Source organism: Novosphingobium pentaromativorans US6-1 (assembly GCF_000767465.1).
Classification (GTDB): Bacteria; Pseudomonadota; Alphaproteobacteria; order Sphingomonadales; family Sphingomonadaceae; genus Novosphingobium; species Novosphingobium pentaromativorans.
This window is the reverse complement of record NZ_CP009291.1, coordinates 1,474,376-1,495,989: the sequence shown is the minus strand read 5'-3', so window position 1 is coordinate 1,495,989 and position 21,614 is coordinate 1,474,376. Positions and strand designations below refer to the sequence as shown.

The 21,614-nt window shown below is 63.3% G+C and carries 23 protein-coding genes and 1 tRNA gene; 12 read left to right on the top strand and 12 right to left on the bottom strand.

Annotation, left to right across the window (positions count from 1 at the left end):
- The first annotated feature begins 103 nt into the window (after positions 1–103).
- A complete protein-coding gene (locus JI59_RS06910; protein ID WP_007013490.1) occupies positions 104–559 on the top strand; it encodes a DUF805 domain-containing protein in 456 nt (151 codons plus the stop codon).
- Here the strand turns inward: JI59_RS06910 and JI59_RS06905 are convergent.
- Both JI59_RS06905 and JI59_RS06900 read right to left on the bottom strand, forming a co-directional pair.
- Positions 556–3,078, bottom strand: a complete 2,523-nt coding sequence (locus JI59_RS06905) for an ABC transporter permease (RefSeq protein ID WP_007013491.1) — start codon at positions 3,076–3,078, stop codon at positions 556–558. The two genes, JI59_RS06910 and JI59_RS06905, sit on opposite strands and share 4 nt — an antisense overlap.
- Complete coding sequence (locus tag JI59_RS06900) at positions 3,075–3,788, bottom strand: ABC transporter ATP-binding protein (protein WP_007013492.1); 714 nt, start codon at positions 3,786–3,788, stop codon at positions 3,075–3,077. Before JI59_RS06900 ends, JI59_RS06905 begins: the two co-directional genes overlap by 4 nt.
- Positions 3,789–3,834: 46 nt before the next feature.
- On the opposite strand from JI59_RS06900, the gene JI59_RS06895 reads away from it, so the two are divergent.
- Complete coding sequence (locus JI59_RS06895; protein ID WP_038575704.1) at positions 3,835–4,602, top strand: arylesterase; 768 nt, start codon at positions 3,835–3,837, stop codon at positions 4,600–4,602.
- An 81-nt stretch (positions 4,603–4,683) separates the two neighbouring features.
- Here JI59_RS06895 and recF read toward each other — a convergent pair whose 3' ends face one another.
- The gene (gene recF / locus JI59_RS06890) at positions 4,684–5,775 is read right to left on the bottom strand and encodes a DNA replication/repair protein RecF (RefSeq protein ID WP_007013494.1); all 1,092 of its coding nucleotides are present in this window, start codon (positions 5,773–5,775) and stop codon (positions 4,684–4,686) included.
- Between the two features lie 51 nt (positions 5,776–5,826).
- A complete protein-coding gene (locus JI59_RS06885; protein WP_007013495.1) occupies positions 5,827–6,636 on the bottom strand; it encodes a queuosine precursor transporter in 810 nt (269 codons plus the stop codon).
- Between the two features lie 99 nt (positions 6,637–6,735).
- Here JI59_RS06885 and JI59_RS06880 point away from each other — a divergent pair.
- Positions 6,736–6,812 (top strand) — tRNA-Arg (locus tag JI59_RS06880).
- Positions 6,813–7,126: 314 nt separating this feature from the next.
- Here the strand turns inward: JI59_RS06880 and JI59_RS06875 are convergent.
- Positions 7,127–8,680, bottom strand: coding sequence for a tannase/feruloyl esterase family alpha/beta hydrolase (locus JI59_RS06875; RefSeq protein ID WP_007013497.1), 1,554 nt, complete (start codon positions 8,678–8,680; stop codon positions 7,127–7,129).
- Between the two features lie 748 nt (positions 8,681–9,428).
- On the opposite strand from JI59_RS06875, the gene JI59_RS06870 reads away from it, so the two are divergent.
- Positions 9,429–11,939: a TonB-dependent receptor gene (locus tag JI59_RS06870; RefSeq protein ID WP_081473981.1), complete on the top strand. Its 2,511-nt coding sequence runs from the start codon at positions 9,429–9,431 to the stop codon at positions 11,937–11,939.
- 176 nt (positions 11,940–12,115) lie between these two features.
- Here JI59_RS06870 and JI59_RS06865 read toward each other — a convergent pair whose 3' ends face one another.
- Positions 12,116–12,538 carry a DoxX family protein gene (locus tag JI59_RS06865; protein ID WP_007013499.1) on the bottom strand — a complete coding sequence of 141 codons (423 nt, stop codon included), beginning with the start codon at positions 12,536–12,538 and terminating at the stop codon, positions 12,116–12,118.
- 159 nt (positions 12,539–12,697) lie between these two features.
- On the bottom strand, positions 12,698–13,450 hold the full coding sequence (locus tag JI59_RS06860; protein WP_038575701.1) for an energy transducer TonB: 753 nt from the start codon (positions 13,448–13,450) through the stop codon (positions 12,698–12,700).
- Positions 13,451–13,641: 191 nt separating this feature from the next.
- Here JI59_RS06860 and JI59_RS06855 point away from each other — a divergent pair, with 191 nt between their 5' ends.
- Complete coding sequence (locus JI59_RS06855) at positions 13,642–13,911, top strand: GlsB/YeaQ/YmgE family stress response membrane protein (RefSeq protein WP_007013501.1); 270 nt, start codon at positions 13,642–13,644, stop codon at positions 13,909–13,911.
- A 241-nt stretch (positions 13,912–14,152) separates the two neighbouring features.
- A complete protein-coding gene (locus JI59_RS06850; RefSeq protein ID WP_038577173.1) occupies positions 14,153–14,755 on the top strand; it encodes a superoxide dismutase in 603 nt (200 codons plus the stop codon).
- A gap of 127 nt (positions 14,756–14,882) precedes the next feature.
- Here JI59_RS06850 and JI59_RS06845 read toward each other — a convergent pair whose 3' ends face one another.
- Together JI59_RS06845 and JI59_RS26715 are read right to left on the bottom strand one after the other, a co-directional pair.
- Positions 14,883–15,431, bottom strand: a complete 549-nt coding sequence (locus JI59_RS06845; protein WP_007013503.1) for a sigma-70 family RNA polymerase sigma factor — start codon at positions 15,429–15,431, stop codon at positions 14,883–14,885.
- Positions 15,424–15,612 carry a NepR family anti-sigma factor gene (locus JI59_RS26715; protein WP_420845482.1) on the bottom strand — a complete coding sequence of 63 codons (189 nt, stop codon included), beginning with the start codon at positions 15,610–15,612 and terminating at the stop codon, positions 15,424–15,426. The genes JI59_RS06845 and JI59_RS26715 overlap by 8 nt, the downstream gene beginning before the upstream one ends.
- Positions 15,613–15,857: 245 nt before the next feature.
- Here JI59_RS26715 and JI59_RS27590 point away from each other — a divergent pair, with 245 nt between their 5' ends.
- Together JI59_RS27590 and JI59_RS06840 are read left to right on the top strand one after the other, a co-directional pair.
- The gene (locus JI59_RS27590) at positions 15,858–16,238 is read left to right on the top strand and encodes a hypothetical protein (protein ID WP_007013505.1); all 381 of its coding nucleotides are present in this window, start codon (positions 15,858–15,860) and stop codon (positions 16,236–16,238) included.
- A 35-nt stretch (positions 16,239–16,273) separates the two neighbouring features.
- Positions 16,274–17,521, top strand: coding sequence for a CHASE domain-containing protein (locus JI59_RS06840; RefSeq protein WP_007013506.1), 1,248 nt, complete (start codon positions 16,274–16,276; stop codon positions 17,519–17,521).
- 103 nt (positions 17,522–17,624) lie between these two features.
- On the opposite strand, the gene JI59_RS06835 is transcribed toward JI59_RS06840, so the two are convergent.
- On the bottom strand, positions 17,625–18,419 hold the full coding sequence (locus tag JI59_RS06835) for a response regulator (RefSeq protein ID WP_007013507.1): 795 nt from the start codon (positions 18,417–18,419) through the stop codon (positions 17,625–17,627).
- Positions 18,420–18,456: 37 nt separating this feature from the next.
- Here JI59_RS06835 and JI59_RS26710 point away from each other — a divergent pair, with 37 nt between their 5' ends.
- The 4 genes from JI59_RS26710 to JI59_RS06820 are packed head-to-tail and all read left to right on the top strand — an operon-like array spanning position 18,457 to position 20,287.
- Positions 18,457–18,882: a hypothetical protein gene (locus JI59_RS26710; protein WP_138921388.1), complete on the top strand. Its 426-nt coding sequence runs from the start codon at positions 18,457–18,459 to the stop codon at positions 18,880–18,882.
- A gap of 14 nt (positions 18,883–18,896) precedes the next feature.
- On the top strand, positions 18,897–19,547 hold the full coding sequence (locus tag JI59_RS06830; RefSeq protein ID WP_007013508.1) for a sigma-70 family RNA polymerase sigma factor: 651 nt from the start codon (positions 18,897–18,899) through the stop codon (positions 19,545–19,547).
- Positions 19,522–19,980 carry a response regulator gene (locus tag JI59_RS06825; RefSeq protein ID WP_052117852.1) on the top strand — a complete coding sequence of 153 codons (459 nt, stop codon included), beginning with the start codon at positions 19,522–19,524 and terminating at the stop codon, positions 19,978–19,980. The genes JI59_RS06830 and JI59_RS06825 overlap by 26 nt, the downstream gene beginning before the upstream one ends.
- A gap of 28 nt (positions 19,981–20,008) precedes the next feature.
- Complete coding sequence (locus JI59_RS06820; protein WP_007013510.1) at positions 20,009–20,287, top strand: hypothetical protein; 279 nt, start codon at positions 20,009–20,011, stop codon at positions 20,285–20,287.
- Between the two features lie 194 nt (positions 20,288–20,481).
- On the opposite strand, the gene JI59_RS06815 is transcribed toward JI59_RS06820, so the two are convergent.
- Together JI59_RS06815 and JI59_RS06810 are read right to left on the bottom strand one after the other, a co-directional pair.
- Positions 20,482–20,958 carry a pyridoxamine 5'-phosphate oxidase family protein gene (locus JI59_RS06815; RefSeq protein WP_007013511.1) on the bottom strand — a complete coding sequence of 159 codons (477 nt, stop codon included), beginning with the start codon at positions 20,956–20,958 and terminating at the stop codon, positions 20,482–20,484.
- A 157-nt stretch (positions 20,959–21,115) separates the two neighbouring features.
- Complete coding sequence (locus JI59_RS06810) at positions 21,116–21,598, bottom strand: hemerythrin domain-containing protein (protein ID WP_007013512.1); 483 nt, start codon at positions 21,596–21,598, stop codon at positions 21,116–21,118.
- Positions 21,599–21,614 lie beyond the last annotated feature (16 nt).

The window sequence follows — 21,614 nt, the reverse complement described above, 5'->3', positions numbered from 1 at the left end:
CTGCGCCGCGCCTATTTCCTGCGCCAGTTCCATTGCCGCTGCGTTAACTTGCCGGTGGAGTGAACGGGCCTATAGTGCGGCCATACTATCGAGAGGGGCCCTTATGATCGAATACATGTTCATGCCGTTTCGGCGCTACGCCGAATTCTCAGGCCGTTCGCGGCGCATGGAATACTGGTCTTTCACCCTGCTCAATGTCATCGTCATCGCCCTGCTGGGCCTGCTGGCAGGCGTCATGGGGCTGTCGTTCTCGGCGCTGGCCGGCGGCGATGTCACCGGCACCCTGTTCAGTGCGGGAACGATGCTGCCGATAGCCCTGATCGGCATCTACGGTCTTGCAGTGATCGTGCCGAGCATCGCGGTCACGGTCCGCCGCTTGCATGACCGCGACATGAGCGGCTGGTGGTATCTGGGCTTCATCGTGTTGAGCATGGTGCCGCTGGTCGGCTTCATCGCCAACATCGCGCTGATCGTGATTATGTTCCTGCCCGGCACGCCCGGTCCGAACCGCTTCGGCGAAGATCCCAAGGACCCGACGGGCGCGCAGGTCTTCGCCTAAAGCTCCCGAAGCGCGCGCGCCGGCTTCGCACGCAGCAGCGGCAGCGAACCGGCGAGCGCGAAAGTCAGGATCAGGGCCAGCCCGGCGCACAGCACCGCGATCACGCGGGGCCAGTCGGGCAGCCATTCGAATTCGAACAGCTTGACGATGATCGCCCAGGCCATGGCGCTGCCGCTTGCCAGCGCGACGAGGGCGAGTACCAGCGCGATCAGGCCGTATTCGGCCACCTGCAGGGCGAGCAGCTGGCCCCGGCTCGCCCCCAGAACGCGCAGGATCACGTTGTCGTAGGTCCGGCTGGCGCGCGCAGCGGCGATAGCGCCGAACAGCACAGCCAGCCCCGCCAGCACGGCAACCGACGCCGCGGCAAGGATCGCGGTCGACATCTGGCTGAGCAGATCGCGTGCTTCGCGCAGGATGCTGCCGGTCTCGATCACCGAACTCGATGGAAATGCGCGTGCCAGTTTCGGCAGAAGGCCGGCGGTCGAAGTGCCGGAAGGCACCTCGATGGTCGCGGCCAGCTTGTGCGGCGCATCGGCAAGGGCATTGGGCGAGAAGACCAGCACGAAGTTGAAGCCCATCGTGTCCCAGTCGATCCGGCGCAGCGCGGCCACCCGGGCGGTCCGCTCCACGCCGAGCAGGCCGATGGTCACGTAGTCGCCCACCTTGAGGCCGACGGTATCGGCGAATTTCTCGTCGAGCGAGACGAGCGGTTCGCCGCGATAGAGCTGGGGCCACCACGTGCCGGAAGTCACGCTGCTGCCGTCGGGGACGTTCACTGAATAGGTCAGGCCCCTTTCGCCGCGCAGGGCCCAGGCGCCCTCGGGGATCTCGTCGAGGTCGGACACGCGCGTCATCTGGTCCTTCGGCCCATAGGCGAGGATCCGCCCGCGCATGTTGGGCACCAGCTTGATCCCGGCACCGGGGACGGTCTGCTCGACGGCATTGCGGAATTCGTCGGCGCGGTCCTGCGGTACGTCGAGCACGAAGAAGTCGGGCGCGCGGGCGGGAAGGGTACGGCGGATATTGGCCTCGAGGCTGGTCTGCACGCCCGCGATGAGCACGAAGGCGGAGAGGCCGAAGCCAAGCGCTGTGACCAGCGCGCCGGTCTGCGAGCCGGGTCGGTGCAGGTTTGCAAGTCCTGCGCGCAGCATCGGGTTGGCCGGGCGCGGCAGGCGCCTCGCGAGAAAGCCGATGCCGTGTCCGAGAAGCGCCAGCATGCCCAGCATCAGCGCCGCGCCCGCCAGGAAGCCCGAGGTCACCATCGGCTGCGCGGCATTGAGCAGCGCCAGCGCGACAATGGCCGCAAGTCCCATGCCGACCGGCAAAAGCAGGGCCTTGCGGTCGGCCGAAAGCGGAGAAACCCGCGCGCGCATCAGCGCCATTGCCGGGAAGGAGCGCGCCCGCACCAGCGGCGGCGCGGCAAAGACCAGCGCGACGAGAAGCCCGTAGGCCGCAGCCGTGGCGAGCGCGACAGGAGACACGGTGAAGCCTGTGTCGACCGGCAGCAGGGAGCCGAGCGCCTCGGCCAGCAGCGGTGTGACCAGAACGCCCGCCAGCAGCCCTGCAAGACTGCCCGCCAAGGCGGCGACGCCGACCTGCAGCAGGTAGATCCGCGCGATGTCGCCGCTGGTCGCGCCCAGCACCTTGAGAGTGGCAATCGAGTTGCGCCGCGCCTCGAGGTAGGAGGAAACCCCGCCGCCGATGCCGATGCCTGCGATGACGAGCGCGGCCAGACCGACGAGGACGAGGAATTCGCCCATGCGCCGCACGAAGCGTTCGGTCGATGGCGCGGCGCGGTCGCGGGTGCGGATCTCGAAACCGGCATCGGGGAAGCGCTTTTCGATCTGCTCCTTGACTGCGTCGGGATCGCGTCCGTCCTTCAGCTTGAGGCGGATCGCGCTGCGGTACATGGCCCCCGGCGCGGTCAATCCCGCGCGCTCTGGTAGGCCGATGGCCGATATCGCGGTGTCTCCCAGCGAAAATCCTTCGCCGAGCTGTTCCGGGTCGGAAGCGATGATCCCCCCGACCTTTTGCGGCTGGCCGCCCAGACGGAAGCTGTCACCCACTTTCACGCCCAGCCGCTCGGCGGTTCCTTGCGCGATCCACACGGTTCCCTCGGGCGGCGCGCCGACCTTGCGCCCGTCGCGCAAGGTGAGCTTGCCGTAGAGCGGCCAGTCGGGGGCGACCGCCTTGAGCGCGACCGGGGCAGTAAGCTCGCCCTTCTGGGCAATCGCCTGCATGCGCAAGCCGTCCGAAATCGTGCCGAGCGATTGCAGGGCCTTGCGTTCGGCATCGGTCAGCCCGCGCTGCCAGACACGCAGTTCGACGTCGCCGCCCAGGATCTGCCGCCCGCGCGTTGCCAGCTCGCTCTCGATCGAGCCGGTCAGCGTGCCGATGGCCGCAATCGCGCCCACACCCAGGAACAGGCAGACTAGCAGCAGCCTCAGCCCCTTGAACCGCGCCGAAAGATCGCGCCGCGCGATGGTCCAGGCGGTGGCCCAGGGCAGGGTTGCGTTCATGCCGGCAGCGTGTCGCTGGCGATGCGCCCGTCGGCGATGGTCACGATCCGCTCGCAATGGCTGGCGAGGTTCTCGTCGTGGGTGATGATCAGCAGCGTCGCGCCGCTCTCCTCACGCCGGGCAAAGAGCAGGTCGATGATCGCAGATCCGGTTCGCGCATCGAGATTGCCGGTCGGCTCGTCGGCGAAAACCAGCGAGGGACGCGGGGCCAGGGCACGGGCGATGGCCACGCGCTGCTGTTCGCCGCCCGACAGCTGTGCGGGATAGTGGCTGAGGCGATGGTCGAGGCCGACGGCTGCCAGTTCCTCATGGGCGCGCTGGCGGGCCGAGGACATCCCGGCAAGCTCCAGCGGCGTCGCGACGTTTTCCAGTGCGGTCATCGTCGGCAGGAGGTGGAAGGCCTGCAGCACCACGCCGATGCGGCCGCGTCGGGCGCGGGCCAGCGCGTCCTCGTCCATCCCGGCGAAGTCTTCACCGGCAACGGACAAGGTGCCTGAGCTTGCGCGTTCCAGTCCGGAAAGCACCGACATCAAAGAGGACTTGCCCGAGCCGGACGGGCCGAGCAGGGCGAGGGTCTGGCCTTGCGGCACGGTCAGGTCGACACCCTTGAGGATTTCGACGGCGCTGCCCCCGTTGCCCAGCGTCAGGCGCAGGTCACGGGCAACGATAGAGGCGTTGGAATGTTGGGAAAGGCTTGTCACCGCCCCCATATGGGATAGCAAAGTGCGATCCTACAAGGAGAAAGCCTTGCGCGCCATGACAATTGCCCTGCTTACGCTCCCGCTGGCGCTGGCCGCCTGCGACAAGGCCGCGACGCCTCCGGTGGCCGAAGAGACGATGAGTGCGCTCGATGCGCCGCCTGCCATCCCGGTCATGGGGCCGGAACGCCCGATCCTGGCCTTCGGGGATTCGCTGCTTGCCGGATACGGTCTCAACGATGGCGAGAGCTATCCTGACCGGCTCGAACAGGCCCTGCGCGCGCGCGGCATCAACGCAAGGGTCATCAATGCGGGCGTTTCGGGCGATACGACCGAGGCAGGGCTGGAGCGGCTCGACTTCACGCTGAGCAGCCAGAAGGAAAAGCCGGAGCTGGTCATCATCAGTCTGGGCGGAAACGACATGCTGCGCGGACTGCCTCCGGCGACGACACGCAACAACCTCGAGGCGATCCTGCAGCGCCTCAAGCAGGAAAACATCAAGGTCGTCCTGCTTGGCATGCTTGCCGCGCCGAACCTGGGCAAGGACTACGCGGCGAAATTCAACCCGATCTATGCGCAGCTCTCGGAGAAGTACGACGCGGCACTGGTGCCCTTCTTCCTCCAGCCGGTGATCGACAAGCCGGACCTGATGCAGCCGGACCACATGCATCCGACTGCGCTGGGCATCGACGCCATCGTGACCGCCACGGTCGACGACGTGGCCGATGCCCTGCCGACCGGTGCGGAAGCCGAAGCCTCCGAAGCGGCATCGGACGTGGCGGTGCCGCCAACCGCCTCGGCCGGAGAGGAACGGATGGCGCGCTGATCCGAGCGTTGCGGCTTTCGCCGGGGGCGTCTCGGTCAGGTCTCCAAGGCCCGCTCTGGCTTGGCGGTGCCTGCGGTCTGCTCAGCGCCGCTGCACTGCACCTGCTCGCACTTCCCAGATCGCCGCTTCCTCGGCAATCGCATCGAAGGGGGCGAGTTCGGTCCCGGTGAGCCACACTTGCGCCGAACCTGCGCGCAGGCGGTCGAACAGCGCTTCGCGGCGCACGGGGTCGAGGTGGGCGGCCACTTCGTCAAGCAGAAGCAGGCGCGGCCGGCTGCCGCTATTGTCTTCCAGCAGCTGAGAGTGGGCGAGCGTGATCGCGATCAGCATCGCTTTCTGTTCGCCAGTGGAACACTCGGCGGCGGCCTGGCCCTTGCCGGCCATGGTCACGACCACTTCGTCGCGGTGCGGGCCGGTCAGCGTGCGCTGCGCGGCGCGGTCGCGCGCTCGTCCCTCGCGCAGCGCCCGGGCGAGGGGCTCGGCTTCGATCGGACCGCCCGGCTGGTAGGCGAGCGAGGGGCGCGCGAAAGGGGAATCCGGCAGCGCCGCCAGCGTCGTGTCGAGCTGGGCGACGAGATCGGCGCGCGCCGAGGCGACGGCCGCACCGGCCTCGGCGATCTGAAGTTCGATGGCATCGAGCCAGCGCGGATCGGGCGGCATGTCGTCCGAGAGCAGGCGGTTGCGTTCGCGCAGGGCGTTCTCGAGACGGGTCGCGTGCCCGGCGTGGTCGGGCCGCACCGCCAGCACCAGCCGGTCGAGAAACCGCCGCCGCGCTCCTGCTCCTTCTACGAAAAGGCGGTCCATCGCCGGGGTCAGCCAGCCGATGGAGAGCCATTCGGCCAACCTTACCGCCGGGGCCTCTGCGCCGTTGATCTGGACGAGGCGGCGCCCGGGCCGCTCGGCGGCAACGCCTGTGCCGAGGCGAACCGGCTCGCCATCCGGTGTCATCAGCAAGGCGCTGACCGCGAAGCCGCCTTCGCTGCCTTGTGCGGGCATGTCGGCGAGCCCGGCCCGGCGCAGGCCGCGTCCCGGCGCCATCAGCGAGATCGCTTCGAGCACGTTGGTCTTGCCCGCACCGTTCTCCCCCACCAGCAGGTTGAACTGCGCCGTGCCTTCCACCGCGGTCTCGCGGTGGTTGCGGAAACGGGACAGGAGGATGCGGTCGAGGGCCATCGCCCGCGTGCCTAGCCGCTCGGTGCCGTCATTGCGACCCTGCTTGCAGGCTCAGACCGCGTTCGTCTTGGCGAACGGGTTGAAGTCGGTGTTGTCGTCATAGACATCCACGCCTTCGCGCCGCTTGAGGAAACCGACGACGAGGTATGTCGCGGGCGTCAGCACGGCTTCCCACAGCGTCTTGATGATCCATTGCGTGAGCGCCAGCATCGCCACCGTTTGCGGCGTGAATCCCGGGACGCCGAGAAAGGCCAGGGGATAGAACAGTGCGCTGTCCACGCCCTCGCCGAAGATCGTCGAGCCGATCGTGCGCATCCACAGGAAGCGGCCCGCGGTCAGCACTTTCATTCGCGCCAGCACGAAGGAATTGACGAATTCGCCGGCCCAGAAGGCGACCAGCGAGGCAAGGACGATCCGCGGCGTCTGGCCGAAGATCGCATAATAGGCCGCCTGGTTGGGGGCAGTCACTTCCTTGCCCGCCACCATGTAGCTGGCCGAAGCGAGCGCCCAGTCCGGCGCTGCGGGAATGTTGACGACCACCAGCGACATGACGACCATGAACAGCAGCGCGAAGAAGCCTGCCCAGATGCACCGGCGCGCATTGGCGTAGCCATAGACCTCGGTCATGACGTCACCGATGATGTAGGAAATCGGGAAGAACAGCACTCCTGCCCCGAAGGTGATCGTGCCCACCAGCGGCAGCGCGACTTGCGCCTGCTTGGCCGCTCCGATCAGGTTCGACAGCAGCAGGATCACCACGAAGGCGGTCATCACGTAGTCGAAATAGCGGAAGTGGCGGCGGGCGCCGGTCTGACCGTCGAGGCGGGTCAGGTGGGGTTGCGCGTCGGGCTGCGTGCTCATCGCCTGTGCGTAACCTGCAACGCCGTGCAGGCAAAGGGGACTTTCAACAGGCCTCGCGGTTTGCGCTGCGCAAGAACCGCGCTATGGGGACCCGCGTGCGCGCCCGTAGCTCAGCTGGATAGAGCACGAGCCTTCTAAGCTTGGGGTCGCAGGTTCGAACCCTGCCGGGCGCGCCATTCTTCCGGTTCTCTGCGCACAAACCATTTCGGGAACACTCGCCCGGTTGCCCCGGCCTTCGGCAGTCCGGTTGACCCGGCTATCGGCGTTCCCGGCCCCATGGCGCGTGCTCGATTCGCGCGCCCGACATCTTCGCCGGGCCCAGACCCGGGCTGAGCCTTTCGCGGGTGGTCGCGGCGTCGTCGGGCAGTGGCGGCGGGCACATTGCGTTTCATCGGCGAACCGGTTTCGAAAGCCGCTGGAGGCAAGCTGCCGTAAAATGGCTGCGCCATCCCCGCGCACCTCTGCCGACGATGTTCTCATGCATACCTGGTCAGGGCAGCTTGCACTTGGTCTCCTTCGCCGTAATTTCCGCCTTGGCGGGCCAGGCGCAGAGCTTGCGCGTGAGGCGAACCGGCCTGTCCCTTGCTTCATCGGGGGTGAACGCTGAAGGCGACCGGCTGGCCGCCGCCCATGCGGCCGAATCCTCGTAGGCTACGGCCTGCAGGGTTTCTGGCGGCGTGTCTGTCTTCACCCACTTGACGATCGCGGTGAGGGGGTCGGCCGGTTCCAGCCCGTCGCCGTAACCGTGACCGTAACCGGGAACCATGAACAGGCGCAGGAACTGCCTGGTCCGCGCAACAGCCTCCTTCGGGGTGCGGCCTTCGGCCTGATCGGCAACGACACGATCCCAGTAAAGAGGGGAATGGAGGGAGGGCACCATGGGATCGCTCCATCCATGGATGAGGATGAGCTTGCCGCCTCGCGCCTGGAACGCCTTCAGGTCCGGATCGAAAGTGTTGCCGGGACTCGGGGCACTCGATTCGATCAAGCGCGGCATGTCTCGGTCGATGTCGAAGTCCCGGTAAGTCCACTTCGGTTGATGGAACACCCCTTGTCCGATCGACAACTCCAGCGAGAAAGCCTTGACGAGCGTGCCGTCGAGCACGGACCAGCCGTGGAGGTTACCCAACTGCGGCCACTCGCCGCCGGGAAGCATGCGCAGTTCGGGGAAGTTCTTCGGTCCCGCGTAAAGCGCCTTGGCGGTGATCACCTGTTCGGCGGTGAGGCAATCGTCCGACTGACCTGGCTTGCATTGCAGGCGCTGGGGATCGAATTTGCATTTTCTCGGATCGGTTAGGAACCAGTCGGATTTCAATCCGCCGTCGGTCCCCGCGCAGGCCCGCAAGGCCGCAGTGTGCAGAAGGCGCAGTTGCGGTTCCTTCAGGAGCGAACCGGGCGTGCGGGTCATCTGCTGGGCGTACCACAGCGTGCTGGCGGCCTGGAATTCACCCCTGGTCGCCGGATAGAGAGCGACCACCCCGTCGAAGTCCTCCGGGTACCGCTGAACCTCGTTCATGGCTTCCTGGCCGCCTTTGGAGCCGCCCAGGAAGAAGCGGTTGCCGGCTTCGCGGCCGTAGTAGATTTCCGTCAGCTTTTGTCCGGCGACCGCGGTGTAATGCACGGCGCGATCGCGGAAATCCAGCATTCGCTCGGGGTCGATCGCCCAAGCGAAATTGCTGCGGCTGGTCCCGTCGTCCGTGCTTGCACTCGCGAATCCACGGTTGAGCGCATGGGCGATTTCGGGATAGCGAATGGTGCCGGCCAGGCCGCCGTTTCCGGTCTGGAAGTAGTCGCCGTTCCAGTCGTCTGGCAGCCAGACCTCGAAATGGATCTGCGATGTCGGGCTTGGCTTGATCAGGCCTTTGACGCGGCAGAAGGAGCGGTTGACCGTGACCGGCGCGGCGTTGCCTTCGCGATAGGTGTCGTTGATCGTGAACGTGGCCGGGGTCCGCTCGGCGCTCTCGACCGTCGTTGAGGGGATGTTTGCCGACGTCAGGGCGGCGCAATCCGGCTCGGCATGAGCTGTACCGACGGCCGCGGCCATTGTCGCTATGAATGAGATAATTCTCAAGATGTTACTCCCTCTCCTCGGCCGCACATCGTGGGCCTGGGGCTTGGCAATCAGATTCCCGGCTGCCGGTAGTTCCGCGCGATGGAGCCTGAAGGCCCCGGTGAAATGGCATTTCCTGCACCGGGCTGTTTTTCAGACTACGCAATCATCCGGTCTGGCGAACTTCCGAACACGATCCTGCAAATATCACGGTCGAGCTCGTCGCTTGTCAATCGTACATTTAGGTTCGATTGGCAAGCGACAAGGTGCGGTCCGCAGTTGTCGGTTTTCGTGTTGACGAAGGCGCACGCTCATCGGGCCGCGATGGCGCCGGGTGCGCCAGGCTAATTGCGGCAGTCGCATCGCCGCATCGCAGGTTGTTCGCCGGGCCGGTTCAATTCCTTGCGCGACGATATGCGTGAATTAAAATTATTTAAGAACATGAAAAAATTAGTAAAATTTGAATCCGGTATGTCCTTGAGCGGCGGTAAAATGAGAGCAATAGCGTGATTCGGAACAGCGCTGAGAGATGTTCGAAAGACGTCGGTTCTGTACCTGTCGAGCATCTTGAAATCCCCCCGTCAGGCAAATGAAGCAGAACTTCAGAAAGTGATTGCAAAATCGATTCTGTCGCTTATCAAAAAGGTCGCGGGCGTTTGTTTGCGCCGAAAATAAGTTTGGCAAACCGAACGGCGTCGGTCGCTCAATATTGGGCACTGGTAGGAAAAATTTGGGGGGCAGGATGAATAGGATCCTAATTCGCGGCTTGCTCGGCACTGCGATGGCGTGTGTCCTGCAAAGCGGCGCTTTCGCACAGACTGTCGATACGGCAGCGGCCGCGCGGGCGGAGGACCGCAGCACTGTCGACATCATCGTCACGGCGCGAAGGTCGGAAGAAAGCCTTCAGGAGGTCCCCGAGACGGTTACCGCCGTGACGGATGAGACGATCAAGAAGCTGAACTTCACGAATTTTCAGGATATCGCCGCGGTCGTGCCAGGGCTTACGCTGGGGACTGGTTCGGCGTCGTCGGGCGGCGCGCCGGCTCCTTCGCTGCGCGGTGTCAGCCAGGAACTGGGGGCCAACGCGGGCACCGTCGACATCTATATCAACGAAGTCCCGGTCGATACCTATTCGGCGTTCCAGGCCATTTACGACGTAGGCTCGATCGAAGTCCTGCGCGGTCCGCAAGGCACACTGCGCGGCCGCACGGCACCTTCGGGCGCAATCACGATCGCCACCCGCAAGCCCGACGCGGTTGAATGGGGCGGATATTTCAGTGCCCTGGGTACGACCAAGAACCAGATCAATGCGCAAGGCGCGATCAATGTCCCGCTTGTCAGGGACAAGCTGGCGCTTCGCGTCGCCGGGCTGGTCGACCAGAACGACGGCAACTTCGTTCACACCGTGAACGGAACGCGCAGTCCCTTCGTGAAAACCGAAAGTGCCCGTGCAAGCCTTGCTTTCACGCCGTCCGACAATTTCGATGCCACGATCACTTACCAGTGGCTGCATCTCGACAAGTTGCAGTACGGCCAATATGTCGGCACCGGCACTGCCGGGCTTGCAGGATCGCTGATCCAGCCGCTGGGATACAACGGTCCCGCGATCGAGGCGGGCGATCGCCTTTCTCCCGATGAATCGCCGCAGACCACGAAGCGCACCCAGCATTTCGTGTCCGCTCAGGTGAATTGGGAATTCGGCGGGCACCGCTTGAGCTATATCGGCGGTACGTCGCGCTACAAGCAAGTCAATTCCAGCGAATTCGACCTCGGCAACCTGGTGATCGGCAATCCGGTTACGCAGATGCGGGCCACCGATCCTTTCCATTCGACCACGCACGAAGTGCGTCTGTCGACGATTGGAAAGGGCAATCTGATCGATTACGTGGTGGGTTACTTCCACTCGTCGGCTCACGCGAGCACCACGGTATCGCAACCCGCCAGCGCCCTCGCAGGCGCTTTCGGACGGCCTGGCACTACGCCCGATCCGAACATTTTCAACTTGCGCTACGTTCCTTTCGTCAATGTCGATGTGCCGATCCGCAGCAAGGAAAATTCCTTCTACGGCAATGCGACGCTGCATATCGGCGACCGTACCGATATCTCGGGCGGCGCGCGCTACATCATCGCCGAGGGCCGGACGCAGCAGATCAGGACGTTCACGCCTGCCTTCAATGCGGTGGCGCTGCCATTCCCTTGCGCGTTCGTTCCTGGAGCCGTCGCCAGTCCCTACGGAGCGGGCGTCTGCGATTTTCCGGTTCAAATTCCGTCCAGCGACGACGTCTCGGTAGGCAAGAACAAGCCGGTGATGTGGGACGTTTCGCTGACCCACCGTTTCTCCGACAACTTGATGGCCTATGCCACTGCGGGATCGTCGTTCAGGGGCGGCGGCGCAGTGATCGGCCTCAACGCCGGTACCGATCCCGTGCTGCGCGACCTGCAGTTCTTCGACGATGAAAGGTCGGTGACGTACGAGGCGGGTGTGAAGTCCAGCTGGCTCAACAATCGACTGCGCGTAAACCTTTCCGTTTTCCGCCAGAATTTCGACGGCCTGATCTTCAAGACACCGACGATATCGTACCTGAACACGCAGGATCCGGCTAACCCGGCGGTGAACCTTTTCGAATTCACCGTGAATGCGAAGGCGGTCGTGACGGGCCTCGACCTGGATGTCGCATTCCAGCCCAACTCCTATTTCAATATCGCCGGCACGTTCAGCTACGCCGATGGCAAAGTCGATAACGACACGGTTCCCTGCCAGGATGGCAATTTCGACGGGACGCCCGATTCCATCATTCCCACGGTGGCCGATTTCCAGGCCGCAGGACAATCTCTGGCTTTCTGCCGTACCAACGATTCGGTCTCGCGAGATCCGATCTGGAGCGGAACCGTCCAGTCGGAATTCACTTATCCGGTCGGCGAGGTAGATGCCTATCTGCGTGGTCTTGCGTCGATCTTTCCGTCCAATTCCCGCCGGTCGATCGGTTACGATGTTCCCAGCTATGCCCTGGTCAATGTCTATGCCGGCATCCGCAGCCCGGATGCTGCCTGGGACGTCGGAATTTTCGTCCGCAATGCCTTCAACCAGCAGACCATTCTGTCTCGCGCCAATGAGGACGCGGTTTCGCTGAACGGCGCGGCAACCGATTCTTCGGGAGCGCGCGTGTTCGGTCGCAGCGGATTTTTTCCGATCACTTACACGCCACCGCGCGAATTCGGTTTGAGCGTCCGATATTCCTTCGGAAGCCGATGACGTAAGTCGCAATCTCTCCCGCGACGAGAAGTCATCAAACTCTCCCGCCCGCGCTGTCGAAAGCCAGCGCGGGCGGATTTGTATTCTGGCCAGGTCCAGTAACGGCAATGGGTCGCCGAGGTTTCGGAAAGTGGCCACCCGTGCAAAACGGGCAACCCTTTCCTTAGTGACCCTCGTTACCTGCGGGCGTCGAGGCTCAGGCGGCCGCCGCCCAGGGCTGCGACGTTGAGCAACCCGCCGGCGATGGCGATGTTCTTGAAGAAGTTGAGGAACTGCATCTGGTCGCCGAGCTGGTTGTGGAAGATGAGCGCGGTCACCACCGAGAAAGCCGCGAGAAGTATCGCAACAGTCCGGGTGCGGTAGCCGACAATCAAGGCGAGGCTGCCGACCACTTCGATCAGGATCGCGCCGATCAGGCCAAGCGCGGGGAAGGGCAGTCCGACAGAGGCGATATAGCCCATCGTGCCGGCGGGGTCGGTGATCTTGGAAAGGCCGGCGAGCACGAAGATGCCGGCGATGGCGATGCGACCAACGAGGGCGAGCACGTCATGGGTGGAAGAAGTGGAGCGGGAAGCGGTATCGATTGAAGAAGCGGCCATGGGAATTCTCCGAAGTTTTCGTCGCGAGCCCCTGTGGCTCGTTGTGGATTGATATCTACGGCGAAACGAATGTTTGAAGAATTGGGATAAAATTGATCCAGATGTTCGGATTTTTCGAACAATAGGCGTTGCAATGGCTTCAATCCCGGCAGTTCGGCTTTACTCCTTCACGTCATCCCATCCATGGATCTCGGTCATTTCGAAGGGGACCGGCTCGCCCATCTCATTGCGGGCCGGCTTGAACCGGAAGCGTGAAACGATCGTGTTGCAGGTGTGGGCGTCCAGTTCCGGGCGTCCGCTGGACACCACGATGTGGCACTGGCGCGCCCGGCCGTCCACCCCTATGCGATAACGCAGGGTCAGTTCGGCCCCCTCGCGCGATTTCCTGAGGTCGCGGGGAAGGTCGGTGAAGCGCAGCTTTCCGCTGACTTGTTTCGGAAAGGCCGCCGGACGGCGATAGCCGCTGCCGCTGCCGTAGCCTTGTCCTGCACCGCCGGTGCTGCTTCCCTCTCCCTTGCCGCCTGCCCCTCGGCCGGACCCGGCTCGATCGGATGTGCCGGCCTTTGCCGAGCTGCCGCTCTCCGGTTCAGCCGCCGCCCTGATCGCGGGCGGCTCGACCAGCGGGGTCTTCCGGGTTGTCGGAGCGAAGACGGGACTCGCCCTGGCGCCGCGATCGGGGGGTGAAGCGGAACCGCTATCTTCATGCGGCGTGCGGGGCGATGGCGTGGGCGTCTCACGTGGAGGCGGCTTTTTCGGCAGGTTCCTGGTGGTGATTACGGTTTCCAGTGCTGCCGGCAAGGCGGGCAATGGCAGCTTCACGGCAAGGCCGGTCACGAGTGCAGCCAGACCGCCGGCGACGATTGCGGCGGAGGCGAGCGCAGCGAAAGTTCGTTCCCGGCGCGGTGTGCGCATCGACGCTGTCCTGACTTGCTCCATTCCATATCGGAACGCCGGCAGTTGGTGGAGAGTTGCGTGAGGCGGTGCGGCTGTATGCGGGACGACGCGTCAAGTCATCGATGCGATGAGCCGTTGTTGACCTGCAGGAACCAAGCGCTTTGCGGTCCGTTTAACAAGTCAATCAGGCAATTATCGGAGACGCAAAAATGACCTTGATACTTATTCTACTTGTCGGCGGCGTAATTGGCTGGCTTGCAAGCATTCTCATGCGGACCGACGCGCAGCAGGGCATTCTGCTCAATATTGTGGTCGGTATTATCGGTTCGCTAATTGCTGGCTTCATTATCACGCCGCTGATTGGCGGAGCGCCGATTACCAGCGGTTCATTCGATCTTCTTTCGCTCTTCGTTTCCTTCCTGGGGGCGGTCGTGCTCCTGGCGATCGTCAACCTGTTCCGTCGCGGTTCGGTCCGCTAGGAAGCAGGTCCGGTAAAGACGACAGGCGCGCTCCGGGATCGGCCCGGGGCGCGTCGACGCTTTTACATAAACGCGCTCCGCGTCGATCAAAAAAGTCGGGCGGAAATTGAAAATGTTACTTTTATACGCTTGAATTGTCGGCCTTGAGACCAGACATAGCCCCTGCCTTTTGGCATCCCCGGTGCTTGCACGCGCGGGTGCCTTCGCCAAGCAATCGACAATCGGAACAGGAAAATTTGCCATGACCATTGCCCTCATGCCGCTGCCTTACGCCCAGGATGCGCTCGAGCCGCACATCTCAGCCAAGACCCTCGAGATCCATCATGGCGCACACCACAAGACCTACGTCGACAAGCTGAATGCCGCGATCGAGGGCACGGACAATGCCGGCAAGTCGGTTGAAGAGATCAGCAAGTCGGCTTCGGGCCCGCTGTTCAACAACGCCGCCCAGGTTTACAACCACGGCTTCTATTGGCACTCGCTGAGCCCCGAGAAGACCGAACCCAGCGAGAGCCTCGCCACCGCCATTAAGAACGACTTCGGTTCGATGGACGCCCTGCTTGAGGCGCTGAGCAACGAGGCGGTGAACCACTTCGCATCCGGCTGGGCCTGGCTGGTCGTCGACGGCGGCAAGCTCAAGGTCATCTCGACCCACGACGCGGGCACTGCAATCACCTCGGACGTGAACCCGCTGCTCACCATCGACGTGTGGGAGCATGCCTACTACATCGACCAGATGAACAAGCGCCCGGCCTACGTGAAGGCGGTGCTCGAAAACCTCATCAACTGGAAGTTCGCGTCGGACAACTTCGACCGCGGCACGGCCTGGACCTACCCGGCCTGAGGCCGCTCTGCGCGCCTGCCGTGAAACGCGGCGGGCGCGTAGCCAGCATGTAATGAAGAAAGCCACCCGGTGAGGGTGGCTTTCCTTTTGTCTGCTGCGATTGGCTTGAGGTCGGAAACCCGCGCACTCAGCCCGAGCGGCGCGCGCGGTCTTCGGCGACGATTTCAGGTTCGCCGTCGAGCATTCGGGCAAGATCCGTCCGTGCGCGTGCGACGCGGCTTTTCATCGTGCCGATGGGACATCCCGCGATTTCCGCGGCTTCTTCATAGCTGAAGCCCGACGCGCCGATCAGCAGAACGGCCTCGCGCCGTTCAGGAGCCAGCTTCTGCAGGGCGTCTTCCATGTCCGAGAGATGCAGCGGCCCTTCCTGGTCGGCCTCCATCACCAGCATGCGCTCCGCCGCGCCTTCGTCGAGTTCGGTGCTGCGCTTGGAGCGGCGCAGTTCCGAAAGGTAATGATTGCGCAGGATAGCAAAGGTCCAGGCGCGCATATTCGTGCCCGGCGTATAGCGTTCGCGGGCCGTCCAGGCCTTGATCGCGGCTTCCTGAACGAGGTCGTCGGCAAAGTCCGGCCGGCCGCAAAGGCCACGGGCGAAAGCGCGCAAATGGGGCAGGACGGACAGCAGTTCCTTGCGGAAAGCCTCGTCAGCGGCGTTGTGCCTCGTGCGGTCAGGCATCGCCGCCGCCGTCGAGCTTCTTGAGGAGATCCTTGAAGCTGTCCGGAAGCGGTTCGTCCACCACGGAGTTATATAGCTTCCTCAGCCCACCGGCCCATCCGGGTTCATTCTCCCGTCCGGAATCCGGCGGCATCGCGGGAATTGCTCCCGGTTCGCCTTTACCTTTGGGCTGATTCAACACTAACTCCTTTACACTGAGACTTCTGGCGGATTTGTCCGGGGCGGGTCAAGGGCGAGGTCGCTGACGTGATTGGCCTGTCCCGTACCGACACCGAAAGGCGCCGAAGTCTGCGCAATTTACTTCTACACCTGTGGAACCATTGACGGCGCGTGTGGTTCCCCCGAATGAGACAGAGTCGAATTAGTGTTGCGGGATAGCGCGTCGGGTCGCGTTGAGCGCGTTGTCAAAGGGCCGGGATTTGCGGGGTGATTGACCAGGCTTTGCTGGACAGGGTGAAGAAACAGGCGTGGTTTCACAGGTTTCCCCGCGGCTGGCCCTTCCTGCTGTTCCTCATCGCCAGCATCACTACTGCCGTGTCGGTCATGGCGATCGAACGGGCGGATCGCCTGACCCGGCAGGTCGAACTCGACCGCAATCTTACCGAGATTTCGTCTGCCTTGCAGCGCCGGGTTACGGAGAACATGGCATTGCTGCGCGCCGGCGCAGCGCTGTTCGCTTCGCAGGACGAGGTCGATCCCGAACAATTCAAGGAATTTGCCCAGGACCTGCAAGGCAATGGCAGCCTATATGGCTCGCTGGGCATGGGCTGGGCGCCGCTGGTGCCGGTCGATGATCTCGCTACCTAGAGGTTGCCCAGCAGGATGACGGTCGGCTGGACTTCATGGTCCATCCGCGACCGCAGCCGGGACGGGAATATGCCACCCCGATCGTTTTTCTGGAGCCGATGACGCGCGGGAACCGCTCTGCGATCGCCTTCGACATGTTTTCGGATCCGGTCCGCAGGGCCGCGATGGAAAAGGCGATAAAGCTGGGCAAGCCGGTGGCCTCGGGCAAGGTCCATCTCGTGCAGGACAAGGGCGATCCGGATGCCGCGGGCTTTCTGATCTACATGCCGGTTGTCATCAAGCAGGGCAGAGGCCGCGCCGTGAAGGGTTTCGTCTACAGTCCTTTCCGCGCAGACACCTTTCTCTCGTCCGCCAGCGAGCTTTACCGCAACGATCGGATAGAGGTGGTGATCTACGACGATCACGTGTCGCCGGAAACCATGCTGGCAGACCGGCGCGCCGAGGGGATGAGCGGCCCGACGATGGAACGGCGTATCGACGTCGGCAGCCATTCGTGGGTCGTGCAGGTCAGCGACAAGCAGGCCGGCCTGCTCTCGCCGCTTTCGCGCATTACCCTTTTCTTCGGTGCGCTCGCCTCGTTGATGGTCATGGCCATCGGTCGGTTCATCACCAAGCGCGCGGCGGAGGACAGGCGGGTTCTGGAATGGCTGACCAGCCAGGCCTCGATCCGCGATTCCCTGACGCGTGAGCTGAACCACCGGGTGAAGAATACCCTTGCCAACGTTCTTTCGATCGCAGCGCTGACGCGCCGCCGTTCGAGCGACATCGACGATTTTACCGAGAGCCTGACGGCGCGAATTCGCGCGCTTTCAGCCACGCATGACCTGCTTTCGCGTTCGGACTGGAGCAATGCCGCGCTCGAGGACATCGTACGCTCCGAACTCGCGCCATACATGGAAGGCCATGAGAGCCATTTCGAAATGGCCGGACCGGATATAAAACTGGCCCCGAACGATGCAATGTCGCTGGGGCTCGCCATCCATGAACTGGCCACCAATGCCGCCAAGTACGGCGCCCTGAGTACGTCGGAGGGGCGCATCCATATCGACTGGAAGCTGATTTCTCCCGAGCTGGTCGAGCTGTTCTGGCGGGAAGAGGGTGGTCCGCCGGTCGAGGAGCCGAACAAGCGCGGCTTCGGGCGCGACCTCATCGAGAAGATCGTCGCCCACGAACTGAAGTCCGAAGTGGACCTCCAGTTCAATCCCGGCGGGGTTGAATGCACGCTGAAGGTCCCCGTGCGCGCAAGCCGCGAATTTGCCCTGCGCTCCCAGCACCAGGGCTGACCGGGAGCGCAAGCGGACGCGGTTTCCATTGCCGAAAAAGAAAGCCCCTCCTGCGGTCAGGAGGGGCCGGGGTTTGCCGTGCCTGGGACTTGGCGGCGGACGTTCAGGCCAGCGGCTTGCTCGAACCGAAGAACAAGGCCTGGCTGATCGCGGCGCGTACGGTGGCTTCCTGGAACGGCTTGGTAACGAGATAGGTCGGCTCGGGCCGCTCACCCGTGAGCAGGCGTTCGGGGTAGGCGGTGATGAAGATTACCGGAACGTCGGCGAACTTGAGCAGGTCTTCCACCGCTTCGATGCCCGAGCTGCCATCGGCGAGCTGGATGTCGGCCAGAACCAGGCCAGCCGGGTGGCGTTCGAAGATCTCGACCGCCTGGGCGTGGGTGGCGGCGGTGCCGACGACCTTGTGGCCCAATTCGGAGACGAGGCCTTCGAGCTGCATCGAAATGAGCGGCTCGTCCTCGATGATGAGGACTTCGGTTGTGCTTTCGGCGTCGATTTCGGCAATTGCCTGGTCGACCAGGAGATCCACATCGGCGGGTGTGACGCCCAGGATGCTTGAGGTCTCGTCGCGCGAGAAGTCCTCGACCGTCGTCAGCAGCAGAGCCTGGCGATGGGTCGGTGCAATCCGGGCGAGGCGGGTTTGCGCTGCCTGCTCATGCCGTTCGCCGCTGTCGCCCAGTCCCTGTTCCTCAACGTGACCAGTCGACCAGATGCGGGTGAAGGCGCCGTAAAGGGCGGCGCGGTTCTTCGCGATTTCGTCACGCAGGGCCGTATCGGCCAGAGCCGCTTCGAGCGTCGCGCGTACGTATGTGTCGCCCGACTGCTGCGACCCGGTCAGCGCGCGTGCGTAGCGGCGCAAGTAGGGAAGATTAGTGGCAATCTGGTCTGAGACGGACATTCGCATACCTCGGCAATGGGATTTCAGTATCCCGCATGTGTCACAAGAGGAAGACTTTCGCGTTCTTCTTGACTGGTTAAAAGGTCTGACGGGGCAGGGCGACAAGGGCAACCGGAAAATTTTTTTCGATTTGAGTCGATTTCGGGAACTCTTCTCGTTCTTCCACGTTTGCGCAGTATCACCACTGGATCCCCACCTCCCCCCGCAACCCGGTGGTGACCCGATCCCGGAGGCCTCCGTTCACGATAGCGTGAACGGAGGCCTCAAAGTTTTCAAAGCATGCTTGTTCCCGGCAGGGCGCGAAAAATTTTCGCGCCTTGCTTTTTTGCAAGCGCGGCTAACCCATAAAATACATATGTATTTCAGCATCTTGTATGAAAAATCTGCGGTGCACGCACCGCGCTTACGCCGCTTTCGGGAACTTTCATGTCGTGGCTGGCGTTGGTTTGTTGAGTTAGACTGATGGAGGGTCAAGTAATGTCAGAAGCAGCCCAAGCAGGGAGATCTCCCGAGCAAGAGACTGCCACGGCACTCAACGACCGCGATTTCAAGCGTGCCCTGTCCGATGTTGCGCCGCACCTGCGCGCCTTCGCCCGGGGCCTTTGCGGATGCCGCGACCGGGCCGACGATCTGGCCCAGGAAGCCATGCTGCGGGCATGGGCGGCCCGCGATCGCTATGCGGCCGGCACCAATTTCAAGGCATGGATCTTCACGATCCTGCGCAATCATTTCTATAGCGAAGCGCGCCGCGCCCGCTTCCATGGGGAATATGACGAACTGGCGGCAGAGCGTATCCTTCGCGCGCCGGCGACGCAGGAAAGCTCCATCGACCTGGCCGATGTGCTGCGCGCATTGACCGCCATTCCCGAAACCTATCGCGAAGCGCTGATCCTGGTTGCCGCAGGCAACCTCTCCTACGAAGAGATCGCCGGGATCTGCGATATCGCCTTGGGCACGGTCAAGAGCCGCATCTGCCGCGCTCGGGCCATGCTCGCCAACGTCATAGAGTCCGGCCAGCTTCCGGACGCGCGTCACAACTTTGTCCTGAAGGGCAATGCCATCGACGCATTCTTCGAAGAGCTGGCCAAGATCGCGAATGCGGATGGCCTTGAAAGTGTCGCCGCCTGAGGAGGAATACCTTACCGTGGGCGCCAAGTTACCAGAGTCTGCCAAGGTCCTGATCGTAGAGGATGAATTCCTTCTAGCCCTGCAGCTGGAAGACATTCTTTCCGATGGCGGTTATGCCGTTCTCGGGACTGTTCCCGATACCGCATCCCTCGCCAAGCTTGGCGAAGCGCCCGACGTGGCTCTGGTGGATCTCAACTTGCGAGACGGCCTGACCGGTCCCGCGATTGCGCGGGATCTTGCCGGTCGATACGGCGCGCGCGTCATTTACGTCACGGCAAACCCCGCCCAGATCGACTTGCCCGCCGAAACCGCGGTTGGGATCGTGCAGAAGCCGTTCTCGCGCCAGAGCATCCTGGCCGCGATCACTTACGCGCTGGCGGGCTGCCCGGAGACGGGGCGACCGCTGGAGCTCGAACCCTTGCGTCAGGTCTGACCCCGCCCTGCGGGAAAGAGGACGGGCGATGAGCCAATTCTGGTTACAGGCACTGCAGTATTATGGCGCCGCCGCGGGAACGCTGGCGGCGCTTATCGTTTCGCTCAATTTGGGCCGAAAGTGGACGGGCGTGGGCTTCGTGATCTTCGTCACGAGTTCGCTCACGCTGATCGCATGGGGCTTTCTGGATGACGATGCGGCCGGGATCGGCACGCAGAATCTTGTCCTCTTCGTCATCAATTGCATCGGGGTCTGGCGCTATCTGCTCTCCAGCCGAACCAGAAGCGCAAAATCGGCCCCCGGATGAGAGGGTCGCCTCGATAGCGTCCGCAAAGACCGAAAGGATGACGCAGCGTGCGCCTCAGCCGCTTGCGGGACCCGAGGGCGTGCCCCCGTCTCGCGAGCGGGTCTGCCGTTCAGATACGAGACAATGTCTAGATACGAGACAAGGGACGCGAGAAGCGCACGTTCTCGCGTCCCCCTTGATCGCGGCGTGAGGGATCAGACCGCGCCAAGTACGTGATCGCCAGCCTTCGCCGGATCGATCGGACGGCCGGTGAGCAGGTTGAAGGCTCCCTTCACCCCGATATGCGCGGTCCACACTTCAGCATCGTCGATATCGAAGCGCAGCATGACGACGTTGGGATCGTCCTTGCCGTTGGGGAACCAGGCTTCGACGGCGTGGCTCCAGTGCTTGGTGCGCACGGCGGAGTCCGTTTCCTCGACTAGTGTGCCGGAAAGCGATGCAAAAACGTCGTGCCGCAGCGTGGCGACCTGGCCCATGGCCTTGCCGCCCCGGGCGATGCGATTGCCGCGCTTGGCGAAGAACCAGATTGCGTGATGCGCTTCCTTGTCGAGCTGGGCCGTCATCGGCTCGGCGTGACCGGCGGCCTCGTTAAGCCGCATCATCACCACTGGGCTTGAATGGAAGGCGTTCCAGAACGTCGCGCGAATCTCCCGATCAATCTGCTTTTCCATGTCACCTCTCCTCGGATTATAAACACTCAACGCGCCGGATGGGCTTGCGTTCCCCAAAAGCGAAAAGGGCTCTCCCGATGCGGCGAGCACCGGGAGAGCCCTTTTCGGCCTGCAGAAACGATCTTGCGCAGCAGGCGTGCGATGCGGCGCCGTGCGCTTATTCGCGCTCGTCGCCGGGACCTTCCTTGGCGGCCATTTCCAGTTCCTTCGGCTTGCGCTTCTCGAAGATGGCGGCGATCTTCTTTTCTTCCTCTGCGGACAGGCCCTTGGCGGCGGCAGGGAACATGTCCTCTTCTTCCTCATCGATGTGGTGGAGGTAGCGGTGGCGCATGTCCTTGAACTTGGTGAGCCAGGCGCCCGAGCTCATGTCGGTGTCGATGAGCTCGGCCAGGAAGTCGTCGATTTCCTTGTGCTCTGAAACCGAGTGACGGGCTTCGTCGCGCAAGTCGGGATCGGCCAGCATCGTGGCATATAGCGACTCTTCCTCGGCAGCGGCATGGGCCTGCAGTTCCTGACGCAGCTTTTCGAACAGCTTGCGGCGCTCCTCGGAATCGCCCTGTGTTTCGCCCAGCTGCTCCAGCATCTTGCGATGACGGTCGTGGTCGGCCTTGAGGTCCTGAAATATGCGTGCGTCTGCCATGGATCGGTCCTTGCTT